Origin of the sequence: Arthrobacter sp. 9V, from assembly GCF_902506065.1 — a bacterium.
Classification (GTDB): domain Bacteria; phylum Actinomycetota; class Actinomycetes; order Actinomycetales; family Micrococcaceae; genus Arthrobacter.
The window spans coordinates 1,730,044-1,744,569 of record NZ_LR732912.1 but is presented as its reverse complement, the minus strand read 5'-3'; the positions used below and the strand labels follow the sequence as shown (position 1 = coordinate 1,744,569).

Here is a 14,526-nt window from a genome sequence, read left to right as displayed (position 1 = left end):
AACCAGGCGCACCAACATGCTTTTCCTCACCACCATGCTTCTCCTCAGGGGCTATGAAGTCTTGGTCCTCTTCCAGGCACCCCGTTCGGAGCTGGCCAGTCCCAGCAGACCCAACCGCCCCAGGCCCGCACGCACAGCTTCCACGCTCAGACCTGCTACCACAGTCAGCTTCTCCACCGAACTGACGGATCGGAGCGGCAAGGCGTCCAGAAGAATTAGATCCTCCAGGGACAGTCCATCGTGCACGGCAGCCCGGGCGTCCCGGTCCTCACTTGCACTTTCACCTATGCCCCCTGCAAGCTCGGCAATTTCCCCGACGTCCGTGACGCAGACGGCTCCCCCATCCCGGAGGAGACGGTGACAGCCCGCTGAGTTCGCACTGTGAATGGAGCCAGGCACCGCCGCAACAACCCTTCCGATCGTTTCTGCATGGTGGGCCGTATTGAGGGCTCCGGATCGCCAACGTGCTTCAACAACCACCGTCACTGAAGCCAAAGCCGCGATGATCCGGTTCCGTTGCAGGAACCTGTACCTGGTGGGAGCGGAACCTGGTGGTACCTCTGACATGACAGCCCCTTGAGTGGATACTGCCCTGAGGAGGTCTTCGTTACCTGAAGGGTAGAAGCGGTCCACGCCGCCTGCCATGACGGCGATGGTGGGCACGGTGGCGACACCACCGCTCAGGGCTCCACGGTGGGCATGGGCGTCAATGCCGTAGGCTCCGCCGGAAACCACGGTAAATCCGCGCTGAGCCAGGCCAAATGCGAGGTCGCCTGTGACGGATGCGCCATAGTTGGTGCTGTCCCGCGACCCAACCAAGGCGATCGCTTGTCCGGCGATTGGCAGCGGCTGTTCCTGGCCCCGCCACCACAAGCAAAGCGGCTCCTGGAGGCCAAGCGCTTCCAGCTGCTCCGGCCACAATTCATCGCCCGGGATGATCAACCGTCCACCAAGTCTGTTCATGGTTTCAAGGTCCCGTTCCGGTGCAAGGTCCCTGACGCGGGGCGCCCATCGACGAATGCTCGCAGGTAATCCGGCCCACGAAGATGCCCCTCCCGCATCAACCAGCAATGAAGAAATCTCCCTTTCCAGGTTCGGACCTGACGCCAGCTCGCCGCTCGCGATACCCAAGGTTTCCACCGCCCCTACGGCCTGGACCAATGCCAGGCCTACGGAATCCTGTGGTTCCATGAGCCGGGACAGTGCCGCCCTGGCAATTCGTTCTTTGTCTTGCTTCCCCAGTACAGCCATGGCCGTGAAACCCTTCGATTCGGTATTACTCATGTCGCGGCCGCCGCTTGCCGCAGTCCCAAGGCCTGGCCAATATGATCGATGTCCGGTGTATCGCTGTGCCCCAGATCTGCGAGCGTCCATGCCAGCCGAAGGACGCGATCGTAGCCTCGTGCAGTGAGGGTGCCTCGTTCCAGCGCAGTGTCCAGGATCCGGGTGGCCACTGGAGCCAACCTCAACTCCCCCCGCAAGGTGCGCCCGGGCACCTGTGAATTGGTTTCAAGCCCCATGGCCTGCAAACGTTCCAGTTGCCGTTCCCTGGCGGCCGAAACCCGTGCAGCGACAGTGTGTGTATCTTCTTCCTCGCCGGCCTGGCCAAAATCAGCCAAGGACACCCGTTCAACCTGTAACTGAATATCCACACGATCCAACAGCGGACCCGATATCCGGCCGAAGTAACGGCGGCGCATCATGGCAGTGCACGTACAGTCCATGCCCTTCCCCGACGCTTTGCCGCACGGGCAGGGATTTGCGGCAAGTACCAGCTGAAACCGGGCAGGGTAGGCTGCAGTTCCCGCCGAACGGTGTATGACCAGCTCTCCGCTCTCCAGAGGCTGCCTGAGGGCGTCCAGGACCCGGCGTTCGTATTCAGGGGCTTCGTCCAGGAACAAGACACCGCGATGCGCACGTGAAGCGGCGCCAGGCCTGGGAAGTCCCGAGCCTCCACCGATAATGGCGGCAGAGGTGGCACTGTGGTGGGGATTTTCAAACGGAGGCCTGCGGATGAGACTCGCAGCTGAAGACTGGACAGCGGCCAGCGAGTGGATTGCGGTCACTTCCATGGCCGCTGTATCTGTCAGGTCCGGAAGCAAGCCTGGCAGGCGCTCTGCCAACATCGTCTTACCGGCCCCCGGTGGTCCGGTCAATAACATGTGGTGTCCGCCTGCTGCGGCTACCTCCAAGGCACGCCGCGCCTCGGCTTGCCCCGACACGTCACAAAGATCCGGTACCAGCGGGGCCATCTCAGCGTCATCATCAGGCACATCGACGTCAACGGGGTTGTAATCGAGTGCGAGGTCCCTGGGATCCGCGCCAAAGTCGAAGGCCAGCCGGGCAAGGGTCTTGTAACCGCGTACCCTCGCTCCAGGGACCAGCGAAGCCTCCGCAGCGTTGGCATCAGCCACCACAATATCCGGGTAGCCTGACTGAACCGCGGCCATCACGGCAGGAAGGATGCCACGTACTGGCCTCAATCTGCCGTCCAGCCCAAGCTCCGCAATGAACACGGTCCCGCTGATTTCGCGGATGTCACCGGCCGCATGGAGTACCGCCATAGTAATGGCGAGATCGAATCCTGAGCCCCGTTTGGGAAGGGAGGCCGGAATCAGGTTGGCTGTGATCTTCCGTCTGCTCAAGGGGATTCCGGAGTTTTGGGCGGCCGACCGGATGCGCTCCTTGGCTTCGTTTAAAGCTGCATCGGGTAACCCCAGGATGATGAAGTTCGGGAGGGTTTGACCGATGTCGGCTTCAACCTCCACGATGTAACCGTTCAGCCCCAGCAGGGCAACGCAGTAGCTGCGCCCGACACCCATCAGCCAACACCGCGCAAATGCTCGAGCTGCGGCTCACCGATGCCGCTGTCAATGACGGCCACAACATCTATTCGTCTTCGCAGCGCGTCCAGGTCATGCTCCCGGCACCATGATGAGGACAGCCGATGAAGACGCGCAAGCTTGGCTGCGTCCACAGCCTCAAAAGGATGACCGTAGTTCAAGCTCTTCCGGGTCTTTACCTCGGCAACAACCAACGTGTCACCTTCGATCGCCACGATGTCGATCTCACCGTCCGGGCACCGCCAGTTGCGATCGACGATCCGCATTCCCTGGTTCTCCAGAAAATCCGCCGCCAGCGCTTCACCGTTACGGCCAAGCAGGTCTTTTGCTCTCATGACCACCACCTCCAAACACCAGCTTTCAGGCTGGCGGGGCGCGGCGGCAGGGGGTCACTGCGCTATGTGGGTAAAGCTCATGAAGTCAGCCCTGTGGAGGAATACTGACCGATAAAGGGGCCTAGTTGCCGAGATCTCCCAGGTCGCCAAGTCCGCCATCCTTCGGCAAAGCCAGGTCCTCGCTCCGGGGCAGTTCTTCGACATTGACGTCCTTGAATGTGATCACCCGGACATTCTTGACGAACCGGGCAGAACGGTAGACGTCCCAGACCCAGGCATCCTGCAACGTGAGGTCAAAGTAAACTTCGCCGTCGGCACTGCGGGCCTGCAGGTCCACGTGGTTGGCCAGATAGAAGCGCCGCTCGGTTTCCACTACATAGCTGAACAGACCGACAACATCCCGGTACTCACGGTAGAGCTGAAGCTCCATGTCGGTTTCATAGTTCTCAAGGTCCTCGGCGCTCATAGTTCCATCTTGCACTATCAGCCGGTCACCATGCGCCACACGTGGTGCCGGCGCGGGTCAGGAGGCCGAGTCAGGCACGCTTCAGGCAAGTTCAGGACCGGTGAGGTTCCAGCTGGTGCGGTGATGGACACTGGGGCCTTGCAACCGGATGACGTCCCGGTGGGCAGAGGTGGCATAGCCCTTATTCACATTCCAGCCGTAGGAGGGAATTTCCGAATGAAGGTCCACCATGATCCGGTCCCTGGCGACTTTGGCCAAAACGCTGGCAGCGGCAACACTAAGGCAGCTCATATCCGCTTTGATCCTGGTGTGCACCGGCGCCTCGCACCACGGACCGGGGTCCTGGGTGTCGAAGAGTGAAGCTTGAACGTCCGGCGATAACCAATTGTGGCTGCCATCGAGCAAGACAACGTCAGGAGTGATGCCACCGGCGAGGATCTCCAGCCAGGCACGGGTACCTGCCAGGCGCAGCGCAGCAATGATGCCAATGTCATCAATTTCCCGGGAGGAAGCGTGCCCTACAGCGGAGGCCACAGCCCATTCACGAACCAAGGGTTCAAGCCTGTCCCGGTCCTCGGGCTTGAGCAGCTTGCTGTCCCTGACGTCAGCCAGGAGACCGTGCTCTTCAAGATTCACCACAGCAATCCCAACACTGACCGGCCCCGCCAACGCTCCCCTGCCAACCTCGTCCACACCCGCCAGCAAGCGCACGCCGGAGGATAGGAAGGAGCGTTCGATATCCAAGGTAGGGAAATCCACCGGGCTCTTGGCCTTCGCCGTGGATTTGGCCTTAGCGGTGGACCTGGCCTTCGCAGGGGATTTGGCCTTTGTGGCGGGCTTGGCCGGAGCTTTGCCCTTGGAGCCGGTAGCCGTTGATGCCATGAGTTTGCCAAGAACCTTACTTTGCCGGGGTGCCTTCAGGGACGTCACGGAAAACGTCCTGATAGTTATCGAGGATGGTCCAACGGTTAATGGGCCAGGCAATGACGGTGGCTTTGCCTTCAACATCTTCAATGTTGATGAAACCGCCGTTGACCTCCTGGTGCATCCGGGAATCTTCGGAGTGGTTGCGGTTATCTCCCATAACCCACACCTTTCCTTCCGGAACCACAATATCGAAGGTCTTCGGCTGCGGCACCTCAGCGGGGTTGATGTAGGTCTCGTTAACCGGCACGCCGTTGATGGAGAGACGGCCCTCTGCGTCACAGCAGGAAACCCTGTCGCCCGGAAGACCAATAATGCGTTTGACCAGATGCTGATCAGTATTATCAGGAGCCAAACCAACGAACTCCAAGCCATCTCCCACCCAGTCCATAGGCCCGGCAGGCTTCGCCGCCACTGGAGGCAACCAAGCCTGCGTATCCCTGAACACCACAACGTCCCCGCGCGCGAGATCGAAGGGACCAGGCACCAGGAGATTGATGAAGATGCGATCGTTGACATCCAGAGTGCTTTCCATGGACTCGGACGGGATGTAGAACGCCCTGAACAGGAAAGTCTTAAGAAGGAAGGACAACACCAGGGCGATCGCCACTACTGTGACGATCTCCTTGACCCATACGAGCACGGGGTTCCTGCGCGGTTTCTCAGCTGCGTGGGATCCTCCCTCGGAATCCCTCGACCGTGACTCGTCCGCTGCGGCGCTTGCACCGGGCCTGACGTCGTCAACGGGGCGGGACTCAGCCGTGCCCGCGGCCCTGGCCGTTCCGTCCGAGAGCCGGGCGTCGTCGTCGTACCGCTCGGGATTCTCTGGAGCTTTGTCCGGCATTTACTGTCCGTTCCTCGGTGGTGTTTCGGCCTGCGCTGAGCGAGGCACCTCTGCAAATCTATCAAGTGGCCAGACAATCCGGACCGGCCGGCCTAAAACGCGCTCAACGGGGACCATGCCGCCACCCGGGGCACCCAGCAGCCCCCGCGAATCAGCGGAACGGGAACGGTGGTCACCCATGAGCCAGAGCCGGTCCCCAGGGACCACGACGTCGAATTTCTGCTGGCTGGGTTCGTCTCCCGGATACAGATAGGGTTCCTCAAGAACCTGACCGTTCACCGTGAGCTGCCCCGCTGCATCGCAGCATTGGACGTGATCCCCGCCCACCCCAATGACCCGCTTGACGTAGGTGGTGTCGCTGCCCGTGAGCCCGAACCACTGGCTTGCGGCCGACACCGCATCCACAAAAGGCCCCTGTCCACTGCTCAGAGGGGCGAAGGAACCTCGGCCGTCGAAGACCACAACGTCACCGCGGCGTATCGGCTCAGTATCGAAGGCCGTCCGCGAGACGAGGATCCGGTCCCCTTCTTCGAGTAAGGGTTCCATGGACTCGGACGGGATGTAATAGACATCCAGCCATAAGGACCGAACCAAACCGCTGATGGCCACGGCCAACACCAGTGCGAGCAAAACAAAACGCCAGCCCTGTTTCCGGGGCTGGCGTTCTGATGTGTCCATGACTCGTATCCCTGTTGCGTTGCGGATTGCTCCGGAACAACCGGGCACGAATCCTGGACCCGTTACATAAGTCGGAGGACTTACTTGGCGAAGTCGCGCTTTTCCTTGATCTTTGCAGCCTTACCGCGCAGTGCGCGCATGTAGTAAAGCTTGGCGCGGCGGACGTCACCCTTGGTGACGACCTCGATCTTGTCGATGATCGGGGAGTGTACCGGGAAGGTACGCTCTACGCCGACACCGAAGGAAACCTTGCGCACGGTGAAGGTTTCGCGAACGCCGTCACCCTGGCGGCCCAGGACGAAGCCCTGGAATACCTGGACACGGGAGTTCTTGCCTTCGATGATGTTGACGTGAACCTTGAGGGTGTCGCCCGCACGGAACTCCGGAACATCATTACGCAGCGAGGCTGCATCTACGCTATCGAGGATATGCATTAATCCACTCCTGGTGAACGCCACAGGTCATTCACTTTGGGTTACGGCAGACAAGCCCGGCGCACGAAGGCATACCGGAAATCTCCGCCGAAGTTTCTTAGTGTCCGGCTCCGCCACTGATTGGCATCGCCGGGTTGTCCGACTGTTGGCTGAACTCCCCCTGTGGCAGGTGTCAGCCCAGCAGACACAAGGGTTAATTCTGCCATAGTCGCAACCATCCGGCCAACTGCCCGTCCCCCCGCAACTTTCGACGGCGGGAAGTGCGCTTAGTTTTCCGTCTTGCCGCCGTGCTTGGCACGCAGGCGGCCATCAACGACGTCGTACCCGAGGTCCGCGAGGGCCTGCCGGTCTGCGCGACTCAGGACACCGGCGTCGAACCCTTCCATGAGATCCGGCCTGCGCTCGGCGGTCCGGCGGTACTGCTCATGCCGGCGCCATTGCGCTATCTTGCCGTGGTTGCCGCTGAGGAGGATGGGAGGAACATCATGATCCCGCCACGCTGAGGGCTTGGTGTAAACGGGGTACTCCAAAAGGCCATCAGAGTGGGATTCCTCAATCAGTGACTCCGGATTGCCCACCACTCCTGGCAGGAGGCGGCCGATCGCTTCCACCATGGCCAAAACTGCCACCTCGCCACCATTGAGGACGTAGTCGCCCAGGCTGACAGGCCGGACAGTAAAGTGGTCCTGAGCCCAATCAATAACGCGCTCGTCAATGCCTTCATAGCGGCCGCATGCGAAGACGAGTTGCTCTTCTTCTGCGAGCTCGTAGGCCAGGGCCTGGTTGAACTTCTCCCCTGCCGGCGATGGAACAATCAGGACCGGCTTGGAGCCTTCACGGACTGCGGCCACCGATTCCAGCGCTTGGGCCCACGGTTCAGGTTTCATGACCATTCCGGCGCCACCACCGTAGGGGGTGTCATCCACCGTCCGGTGCCTGTCCGTGGTGAAGGTACGCAGATCATGGACGTTCAACTCCAGCAACCCGTCCTGGCGGGCCTTGCCTATGAGTGAAAGTTCCAGCGGTGCAAGGTACTCAGGAAAGATACTGACAACATCGATCCTCATTCAGGCATCATCCCCGGCGCTGTCCTTGGGCTCCTTGGGGTTCTCGTCATTGATCTCGAAAAGGCCCGCCGGCGGAGTAATGAGGATGTAGCCATCCTGGACGTTGACCTCCGGGACGATTTCATCGACGAAGGGTATAAGGATTTCCTTGCCGTCCGCAGCCTTGACAGTGAGCAGGTCCTGGACGGGCAGGGTGGTAAGAGCGGCGACCGTGCCCACTACTTGCGAACCAACCCGGGCTTCCAAGCCAACCAGCTCGTGCTCGTACCAGCCCTCGTCGTCGTCTTCGTCGTCGAGTTCCTCGGTTTCGATGAAGAGCTTCGCCCCCCGGATCACCTCGGCCGCATTGCGGTCGGCAATCTCTTCGAAACCCAGCAGGAGGATGTCCTTATTCCACCGCGCGCTGCGGATGGTCAGGGGGCCAGCGGAGGCCGGCTCCACCACGAACTCGGTTCCGGCGACGAAGCGCTCGGAAGGGGCGTCGGTGAGTACCTGCACCGTAACCTCGCCGCGAATGCCATGGGGTTTGCCGATCCGGGCCACCTGGAGCTGCATGGGTTCCTCTGAATTCTTCTAATGCCCACGCCGCGTTCCGGCAATGAACAGGAAATGATGGATAAAGCAATCCGGCCCCTCCACCATATTCGGTGAAGGGGCCGGATCTAAGACAAGTAGTGCTGAGCGCGTTACCGGCGACGGTCGGTGTCGACGACGTCAACCCTGACCTGCTCGCCACCAGCCAAGGCTGCAACCACAGTGCGCAAAGCGCGTGCGGTGCGTCCCTGACGGCCGATCACCCGTCCGAGGTCCTCCTGGTGAACGCGCACCTCGAGGGATTCCCCGCGGCGGTTGTTCTTGGCACTGACCTTGACATCCTCAGGGCTGTCAACGATCCCACGGACCAAGTGCTCGAGCGCTTCTGCCAGCAACTTACTCAGCCTCGGTGGTCTCTGCTTCAGCCTCGGCCGGAGCTTCGGCTTCGTCCTTCTTGGCCTTCTTGGTGATGGCTTCCGGAATGATGACGGAACCCTTCTCCGGGGCTACGAAGGCTTCCTTCGGAGCTTTGGTCTTCAGGGTGCCTTCCTGGCCCGGCAGGCCCTTGAACTTCTGCCAGTCACCGGTGATCTTGAGGATCGCGGCAACCTGCTCGGTGGGCTGGGCACCAACGGAAAGCCAGTACTGGGCGCGCTCGGAAGCGACCTCGATGTATGACGGCTCTTCGGTGGGGTGGTACTTACCGATCTCTTCGATGGCACGGCCATCGCGCTTGGCGCGGGCATCCATGACGACAATGCGGTAGTACGGTGCGCGCATCTTACCGAAGCGCTTAAGGCGAATCTTTACGGCCACTTTTGTGGTCACTCCTGTTTCTGAAACGAGGTTGAACCCGACGTTCTGCACCCGTGGGGCGGGCCATACTTGACGGTTCGAAGGACAAGATACGAGCACGGAGAGAGGGGCCGCACCGATCGAGTACCTGTCTATTGTGCCAGATGCCCGGAGTAAATACGACTTCGGGCACGAGGGCCGGCGTGTTCTTGCCCACACTCCCCTATATTGTGCGGTCCAACGCCGTCCGGAGCCTCATTCAGACCAGACGTAGAGGCCGGTCCGCTCCGCCTTCTCAGCGTCCGTTGCGAGGACAGCCAGCTGCTGGACATATTGGCGCGATTGCGTGGCGTCGAACGGCATATCCTCCTGCGCCGCCCAGGCGGCCGCGACGTCGTCAAGAACGTTGGCGTCGCCTTCGCTCTCGTAAGTGAGAAGCTCGGCAAGAGCCCGCACCATGGCTTCGGGGACACCCAGGAGAGCATCACTGGTGACATCCACCAAGGCAAGCTCGTAATCAGCTCCCGCGGCATGGACGGCCTGACCTGCAAGATCACCCAGTTGTTCGACCTCGAAGTCGGTAATGCCGTCAATCCGCACGGCCGGTCCGGTCACATCCGCACCTTTATCCAGGGCCGCAGCCCGCTTGAGTGCTTCGTCGTGGGTGGCTACAAAAATTTCGGCAAAGCCCATGGAAAGTGCTCTCATTCCTTTGTGCTGACGGGGCGGCGGCACGGAAACCGAATGGATCCGCGCCGTCTCCGTCCAGCCTAGTGCAGCACATCGGACACGCGGGCAATCCGGCGGATTTGGCTTTAGCGGACTGCAACCCGCAGTTTGTTCCGCCAGGGATCCTCGAAGTGGAGCTCGGCTCCGGTGTGATGATTCCGCACACCCGCAACTTTGAGTCGGTCCGCCAGCGCTGCTATGTCGTCACCGGCGGGGACCTCGATCAGTACTTCACCCAAGCCCAGGGTGTCCTTTCGCGGGCCTGCTCCCCGGCTGTTCCAGACGTTCATGGCCATGTGGTGGTGGTAGCCACCTGCCGAAACGAACAGTGCCTGGCCGTGCCAACCTGCGGTCCGCTCGAACCCAAGGGTTTCCACGTAAAACTCTTGCGCAGTCTCCACGTCACCCACCTGCAGGTGAACATGGCCAATGCCCGCCGCGGCCTCGAGCTGGCCTGTCACGGCGGCTTCACTAAGGTGCTGTTGGAGGAAGCGCTGCGGGGGCAACGCCACGTTGTCCATCACAACATTCTTGCCGTCCCACTGCCAGAACTCGCGCGGCTTGTCGTAGTAAAGCTCAATTCCATTGCCTTCGGGGTCGGTGAAGTAGAAGGCTTCGCTGACCAGGTGGTCAGCGCTCCCCGCGAAAGCACGGGGTTCGTATTCCGCGGCGGTGGCGATCGTCGCGGCAAGCGATGGCTGGTCCTTGAACAGTATTGCCGTGTGGAACAGCCCGGCTTCCCCCCTCCCCGGGACCTGAAGTCCGGCTGCCGGGGCCAGGTGGACCACCGGCTTACCCACGCGTCCCAGGTAGAGTCCACCGTCTTGCTCGGCCACAACCTCCAAACCAAGGGCACGCTGGTAGTAATCGCTCATGACCTTCATATTGCCCACCTTGAGCATGACGGTGCCCATGGTGAGTTCGGCAGGCAGAAGATCCTGGCTGGATGATGAGGTCATGTGAAGCTCCCGGTTCTGAGGTTGCCGCGCATCGGCACCTTCCTACCTCTATAAATTACTTGAAGCTTCAATTTATTCCTAATGGAGCACTTTCTGCCCTAACGGACCACCTTGCCGCGTATAACGATGTGTTTTAACGCTGCAACAGTCGCAAGTTCGCGCCTCGGATCCTCACTGCACACTACGACGTCGGCACTCGCACCTTCGCTGATACCCTCCGCCCCCAGCCACGCCCGGGCGCCCCATGTTGCGGCGTGCAGGACCGCCGCCGGCGGCAGGCCGGCGTCGTGCAGTTCCTGCATTTCATCCGTAATCCGGCCGTGCTTGATGACGCTGCCCGCATCTGTGCCGGCATAGATGGAAACCCCCGCCTCGAAGGCCTCCAACACGCGCTCACGACGACCATCCCAGAGCCGAAGCATGCGCTCCGCGTAATCCGGAAATTTAGGCGCAGCCTGGGCGGCTATATCCGGGAAAGTAGCGATATTGACCAGCGTGGGAACAATCGGAACTGACTGTTCAACCAAACGCGCAAGATGTCTGGGAAGCAGACCGGTGGCGTGCTCAATGCAATCGATGTTGGCATCCAGCATGTGATCGATCGTGTCCTCACCGAAACAGTGAGCCGTAACTCTGGCGCCTTCATTATGTGCCGCTGAGATGGCTTCCTTCACGGTCCGGGCGGGAAAGGAGGGCGCGAGATCACCAATGCTGCGATCTATCCAGTCACCCACCAGTTTTACCCAACCATCCCCGTCCCGGGCTTCCTTTCGGACGGTCTCAACAAGTTCATCAGGCTCAATTTCGTGGCCCAGTCCTCGGAGGTATCGCCGGCTTCGGGCAATATGCCGGCCTGAACGGATGAGCCGGGGCAGGTCTGTTCGTTGCTGCACCCAGCGGGTATCGCCTGGTGATCCGCAATCGCGGATGAGCAGCGTCCCGGCCTCAAGGTCCGCTTGGGCCTGAAGGAGGGTAGCCTGCTCATCCACCGCTCCTCCTGCGCCGAGTCCGATGTGGCAGTGGGCGTCAACCAGACCCGGCAGGACCCAGCCCTCCAACACCCTGTCCGGCGCAGAAGCAGGGCGCTGGAACGTCAAGGTACCGTCCACGGACCACAGACCTTGGCGCTCTTCGTGCGCCGAGACAAGTGCAGGACCCCTGAATTCGATGATGTTGGCCATCATAAAAGCGTAGCGGGATGGTGCGGCAGAACCCTCTTGATGTTTATGACTGGGCGGCTGTTCGGAGCTGTGGTAGCTTCGTCTACGACCACACGGGGGCCCCTGCAGGGGCTGAGATCGGACTGATGCAGTCTGCGACCGTTGAACCTGTCCGGGTAATGCCGGCGAAGGAAGTGAGTAGTCCCTTGAGCACCACGGAAACACAGCACAGCCCTGCCCAAAATCAGGTTGTTACGCAATCTCTGAAATCCCATTCCTTGGCTTGGTTGGAAAATCCCCGGCATTCAATACGCGTCCCTGTTACGGAGATCGCGTTGGAACCCTCGCCCAACGGCCAAGCCAACCCGCCTTTACAGGTTTACCGAACCGAAGGCCCGGGCAGCGATCCCGTGGTAGGTCTGGCGCCGTTCCGTGTGCCTTGGATTGAAGCCCGCGCAGACACTGAGGCCTATTCCGGACGCAAACGGAACCTGCTGGACGACGGCAAATCCGCCGTTCGGCGAGGATCAGCGTCAGCGGAATGGAAGGGTGCGCAGCCGGTACCCCGCCGCGCAGTCCCGGGCAGGACCGTCACCCAGATGCATTATGCGAAACAAGGCATCATCACGCCGGAGATGCAGTTCGTCGCCTTGCGTGAGAGCTGTGATGTTGAACTGGTGCGCCGTGAAATCGCCGCGGGCAGGGCGATCATTCCCAACAACATCAACCACCCCGAATCCGAGCCGATGATCATCGGTAAAGCGTTCCTGGTCAAGATCAACGCCAACATTGGAAACTCGGCGGTCACCAGTTCCATAGCCGAGGAAGTGGACAAGCTGCAGTGGGCAGCCCGGTGGGGCGCTGACACCGTGATGGACCTCTCCACGGGAGAGGATATCCACACCACGCGCGAGTGGATCATCCGCAACTCGCCCGTCCCGATCGGAACAGTGCCCATCTACCAGGCGCTGGAAAAGGTGAACGGCGAGGCAAACAAGCTGACATGGGAAATCTTCCGCGATACCGTCATTGAGCAATGCGAGCAAGGCGTGGACTACATGACCATCCATGCGGGCGTCCTGCTCAGGTACGTGCCACTAACCGCCAACCGGGTCACGGGAATCGTTTCCCGCGGCGGCTCCATCATGGCCGGGTGGTGCCTGGCGCACCACCAGGAGAACTTCCTCTACACGCACTTTGACGAGCTGTGCGAAATCTTCGCGCAGTACGACGTCGCCTTCTCCTTGGGAGACGGGCTGCGTCCGGGCTCAATTGCAGACGCGAACGACGCCGCGCAGTTCGCCGAGCTGGATACGCTCGCAGAGCTGACACAACGGGCGTGGGAGTTCGATGTCCAGGTGATGGTGGAAGGCCCCGGCCACATTCCCTTCCATTTGGTGCGCGAAAATGTGGAGCGCCAACAGGAGCTGTGCAAAGGTGCCCCGTTCTACACGTTGGGTCCTTTGGTGACTGACATAGCCCCCGGTTATGACCACATCACCTCAGCTATCGGCGCCACGGAAATTGCACGCTACGGCACGGCAATGCTCTGTTACGTGACACCGAAGGAGCACTTGGGGCTCCCCAACAAGGACGACGTCAAGACCGGTGTCATAACGTACAAAATCGCGGCGCACTCAGCTGACCTCGCCAAGGGGCATCCGGGCGCCCATGAACGTGATGATGCACTGTCCAAGGCACGGTTTGAGTTCCGCTGGAGGGACCAATTCGCTTTGTCCCTGGATCCGGTCACGGCAGAAGCATTCCACGACGAGACACTGCCGGCGGAACCGGCAAAAACCGCCCACTTCTGCTCCATGTGCGGTCCCAAGTTCTGTTCGATGCGCATCAGCCAGGACATCCGGGATGAGTACGGTTCGGCCGAATCGCAGGCAGCAATCGCCGGAATGTATGAGGGGATGCGCGAAAAGAGCCAGGAGTTCATGGCATCAGGTGGAAAGGTGTACCTACCGGAGCTTCAGATTCCCGCGAACCAGGTCAGCAGCGGAACCAAAGAAGCACTGGAGTCAGCTCAGGAAGCCTGAACTGACATGGCACGGCCAACATCGGCGATGAAGGAGCGGATAGCCTGATCGCCGTCAACGGAATCCTGGGGCCGGTGCCCGCCCGCTGCCACCCGGCGGACGGCGCCGGTCTCCTGGAGGTAGCCGGCGATTTCCTCGTATAAGGGTTCCCATCCACCGGTAAGAACCAGCGTGGGGACGCCCGGAACAATGTGAAGCGGGGCTTCCCACGGCGGGGCCTGGAGCCGGAGCCTATGGGCAGACCGCCGGGCCTCAGGGGTGTCCAACCCACCCGTCTCGGCCGAGAAAGCGCGCCTGTAGAACTCGCGCTGGTAATCGGCGTCGTTAAGCTGGTCCCGCACCTCAAACAAAGGTTCCATGAGGGCCCTGTACGAAGCGGTGGCCGGTAGTTCAGCCGTCAGCGACAAGCAGGACGGTTCCACCAAAGAGAGCGAGTACACCAGGTCAGGGCGCTCGACGGCGGCCAGCATGGCCGAAATTGCTCCCTGTTCGTGGGCAACGATGTGACCGCCGCCGGAATCAACCAAAGCGTTGATAACTATTGTGATGTCCGACGCGACGTCCGCCTCCACAGGGTCCGCAAGGGCATCGAAGCCGTGCCGCCGAAGAAAGAGGGCGTCATAAGCAAGGGCCATGCCATGTTGCTTCGGCCATGCGGCAGCACCAAAACTGCCCATGCCGTGGACGAAGACTACGCGCTGCTTATGCATTGA

The 14,526-nt window shown here is 60.9% G+C and carries 17 protein-coding genes and 1 riboswitch; of the genes, 1 reads left to right on the top strand and 16 read right to left on the bottom strand.

Annotation, left to right across the window (positions count from 1 at the left end; all coding sequences use genetic code 11):
* Window positions 1–51: 51 nt before the first annotated feature.
* The 15 genes from dprA to BACI9J_RS08055 all read right to left on the bottom strand — a co-directional run bounded on the left by dprA (window position 52) and on the right by BACI9J_RS08055 (window position 11,789).
* Window positions 52–1,284, bottom strand: a complete 1,233-nt coding sequence (dprA, locus tag BACI9J_RS08125) for a DNA-processing protein DprA (RefSeq protein ID WP_159733929.1) — start codon at window positions 1,282–1,284, stop codon at window positions 52–54.
* Window positions 1,281–2,822, bottom strand: a complete 1,542-nt coding sequence (locus BACI9J_RS08120; protein ID WP_159733928.1) for a YifB family Mg chelatase-like AAA ATPase — start codon at window positions 2,820–2,822, stop codon at window positions 1,281–1,283. Before BACI9J_RS08120 ends, dprA begins: the two co-directional genes overlap by 4 nt.
* Window positions 2,822–3,187: a YraN family protein gene (locus BACI9J_RS08115; protein ID WP_159736402.1), complete on the bottom strand. Its 366-nt coding sequence runs from the start codon at window positions 3,185–3,187 to the stop codon at window positions 2,822–2,824. The genes BACI9J_RS08120 and BACI9J_RS08115 overlap by 1 nt, the downstream gene beginning before the upstream one ends.
* A gap of 112 nt (window positions 3,188–3,299) precedes the next feature.
* A complete protein-coding gene (locus BACI9J_RS08110; RefSeq protein WP_018776202.1) occupies window positions 3,300–3,644 on the bottom strand; it encodes a DUF2469 domain-containing protein in 345 nt (114 codons plus the stop codon).
* Between the two features lie 81 nt (window positions 3,645–3,725).
* Window positions 3,726–4,526, bottom strand: a complete 801-nt coding sequence (locus BACI9J_RS08105) for a ribonuclease HII (RefSeq protein WP_159733927.1) — start codon at window positions 4,524–4,526, stop codon at window positions 3,726–3,728.
* 16 nt (window positions 4,527–4,542) lie between these two features.
* Window positions 4,543–5,412: a signal peptidase I gene (gene lepB / locus BACI9J_RS08100; protein ID WP_159733926.1), complete on the bottom strand. Its 870-nt coding sequence runs from the start codon at window positions 5,410–5,412 to the stop codon at window positions 4,543–4,545.
* Window positions 5,413–6,090 carry a signal peptidase I gene (gene lepB / locus BACI9J_RS08095; RefSeq protein ID WP_159733925.1) on the bottom strand — a complete coding sequence of 226 codons (678 nt, stop codon included), beginning with the start codon at window positions 6,088–6,090 and terminating at the stop codon, window positions 5,413–5,415. It lies immediately after the preceding gene.
* Window positions 6,091–6,170: 80 nt separating this feature from the next.
* Entirely contained in the window at window positions 6,171–6,524 is a 354-nt protein-coding gene (gene rplS / locus BACI9J_RS08090; RefSeq protein ID WP_014922079.1) for a 50S ribosomal protein L19, read from the bottom strand.
* A 266-nt stretch (window positions 6,525–6,790) separates the two neighbouring features.
* The gene (gene trmD / locus BACI9J_RS08085) at window positions 6,791–7,591 is read right to left on the bottom strand and encodes a tRNA (guanosine(37)-N1)-methyltransferase TrmD (protein ID WP_159733924.1); all 801 of its coding nucleotides are present in this window, start codon (window positions 7,589–7,591) and stop codon (window positions 6,791–6,793) included.
* Window positions 7,592–8,146 (bottom strand): ribosome maturation factor RimM, encoded by a 555-nt coding sequence (rimM, locus tag BACI9J_RS08080; protein WP_159733923.1) that lies wholly within the window; start codon window positions 8,144–8,146, stop codon window positions 7,592–7,594.
* Window positions 8,147–8,277: 131 nt separating this feature from the next.
* Window positions 8,278–8,520 (bottom strand): RNA-binding protein, encoded by a 243-nt coding sequence (locus BACI9J_RS08075; protein ID WP_011775119.1) that lies wholly within the window; start codon window positions 8,518–8,520, stop codon window positions 8,278–8,280.
* Between the two features lies 1 nt (window position 8,521).
* Entirely contained in the window at window positions 8,522–8,941 is a 420-nt protein-coding gene (gene rpsP / locus BACI9J_RS08070; RefSeq protein ID WP_017199647.1) for a 30S ribosomal protein S16, read from the bottom strand.
* Window positions 8,942–9,175: 234 nt separating this feature from the next.
* On the bottom strand, window positions 9,176–9,628 hold the full coding sequence (locus BACI9J_RS08065; RefSeq protein ID WP_159733922.1) for a hypothetical protein: 453 nt from the start codon (window positions 9,626–9,628) through the stop codon (window positions 9,176–9,178).
* A gap of 107 nt (window positions 9,629–9,735) precedes the next feature.
* A complete protein-coding gene (locus tag BACI9J_RS08060) occupies window positions 9,736–10,608 on the bottom strand; it encodes a VOC family protein (RefSeq protein ID WP_159733921.1) in 873 nt (290 codons plus the stop codon).
* A gap of 98 nt (window positions 10,609–10,706) precedes the next feature.
* The gene (locus BACI9J_RS08055; RefSeq protein WP_159733920.1) at window positions 10,707–11,789 is read right to left on the bottom strand and encodes an amidohydrolase family protein; all 1,083 of its coding nucleotides are present in this window, start codon (window positions 11,787–11,789) and stop codon (window positions 10,707–10,709) included.
* An 82-nt stretch (window positions 11,790–11,871) separates the two neighbouring features.
* A riboswitch (TPP riboswitch) is annotated at window positions 11,872–11,979 on the top strand.
* On the opposite strand from BACI9J_RS08055, the gene thiC reads away from it, so the two are divergent.
* Window positions 11,975–13,813: a phosphomethylpyrimidine synthase ThiC gene (thiC, locus tag BACI9J_RS08050; protein ID WP_159733919.1), complete on the top strand. Its 1,839-nt coding sequence runs from the start codon at window positions 11,975–11,977 to the stop codon at window positions 13,811–13,813. (Overlaps the previous riboswitch by 5 nt.)
* On the opposite strand, the gene BACI9J_RS08045 is transcribed toward thiC, so the two are convergent.
* The gene (locus BACI9J_RS08045; protein ID WP_159733918.1) at window positions 13,801–14,523 is read right to left on the bottom strand and encodes an alpha/beta hydrolase; all 723 of its coding nucleotides are present in this window, start codon (window positions 14,521–14,523) and stop codon (window positions 13,801–13,803) included. The two genes, thiC and BACI9J_RS08045, sit on opposite strands and share 13 nt — an antisense overlap.
* Window positions 14,524–14,526 lie beyond the last annotated feature (3 nt).

What these genes read in the sequence shown, in the direction of transcription:
- BACI9J_RS08060 (WP_159733921.1), bottom strand. Translation starts at nt 10,608, where the DNA reads ATGACCTCATCATCCAGCCAGGATCTTCTGCCTGCCGAACTCACCATG.
- trmD (WP_159733924.1), bottom strand. Translation starts at nt 7,591, where the DNA reads ATGAGGATCGATGTTGTCAGTATCTTTCCTGAGTACCTTGCACCGCTG.
- dprA (WP_159733929.1), bottom strand. Translation starts at nt 1,284, where the DNA reads ATGAGTAATACCGAATCGAAGGGTTTCACGGCCATGGCTGTACTGGGG.
- rplS (WP_014922079.1), bottom strand. Translation starts at nt 6,524, where the DNA reads ATGCATATCCTCGATAGCGTAGATGCAGCCTCGCTGCGTAATGATGTT.
- BACI9J_RS08120 (WP_159733928.1), bottom strand. Translation starts at nt 2,822, where the DNA reads ATGGGTGTCGGGCGCAGCTACTGCGTTGCCCTGCTGGGGCTGAACGGT.
- rimM (WP_159733923.1), bottom strand. Translation starts at nt 8,146, where the DNA reads ATGCAGCTCCAGGTGGCCCGGATCGGCAAACCCCATGGCATTCGCGGC.
- lepB (WP_159733926.1), bottom strand. Translation starts at nt 5,412, where the DNA reads ATGCCGGACAAAGCTCCAGAGAATCCCGAGCGGTACGACGACGACGCC.
- BACI9J_RS08045 (WP_159733918.1), bottom strand. Translation starts at nt 14,523, where the DNA reads ATGCATAAGCAGCGCGTAGTCTTCGTCCACGGCATGGGCAGTTTTGGT.
- BACI9J_RS08055 (WP_159733920.1), bottom strand. Translation starts at nt 11,789, where the DNA reads ATGGCCAACATCATCGAATTCAGGGGTCCTGCACTTGTCTCGGCGCAC.
- BACI9J_RS08110 (WP_018776202.1), bottom strand. Translation starts at nt 3,644, where the DNA reads ATGAGCGCCGAGGACCTTGAGAACTATGAAACCGACATGGAGCTTCAG.
- lepB (WP_159733925.1), bottom strand. Translation starts at nt 6,090, where the DNA reads ATGGACACATCAGAACGCCAGCCCCGGAAACAGGGCTGGCGTTTTGTT.
- BACI9J_RS08105 (WP_159733927.1), bottom strand. Translation starts at nt 4,526, where the DNA reads ATGGCATCAACGGCTACCGGCTCCAAGGGCAAAGCTCCGGCCAAGCCC.
- BACI9J_RS08065 (WP_159733922.1), bottom strand. Translation starts at nt 9,628, where the DNA reads ATGAGAGCACTTTCCATGGGCTTTGCCGAAATTTTTGTAGCCACCCAC.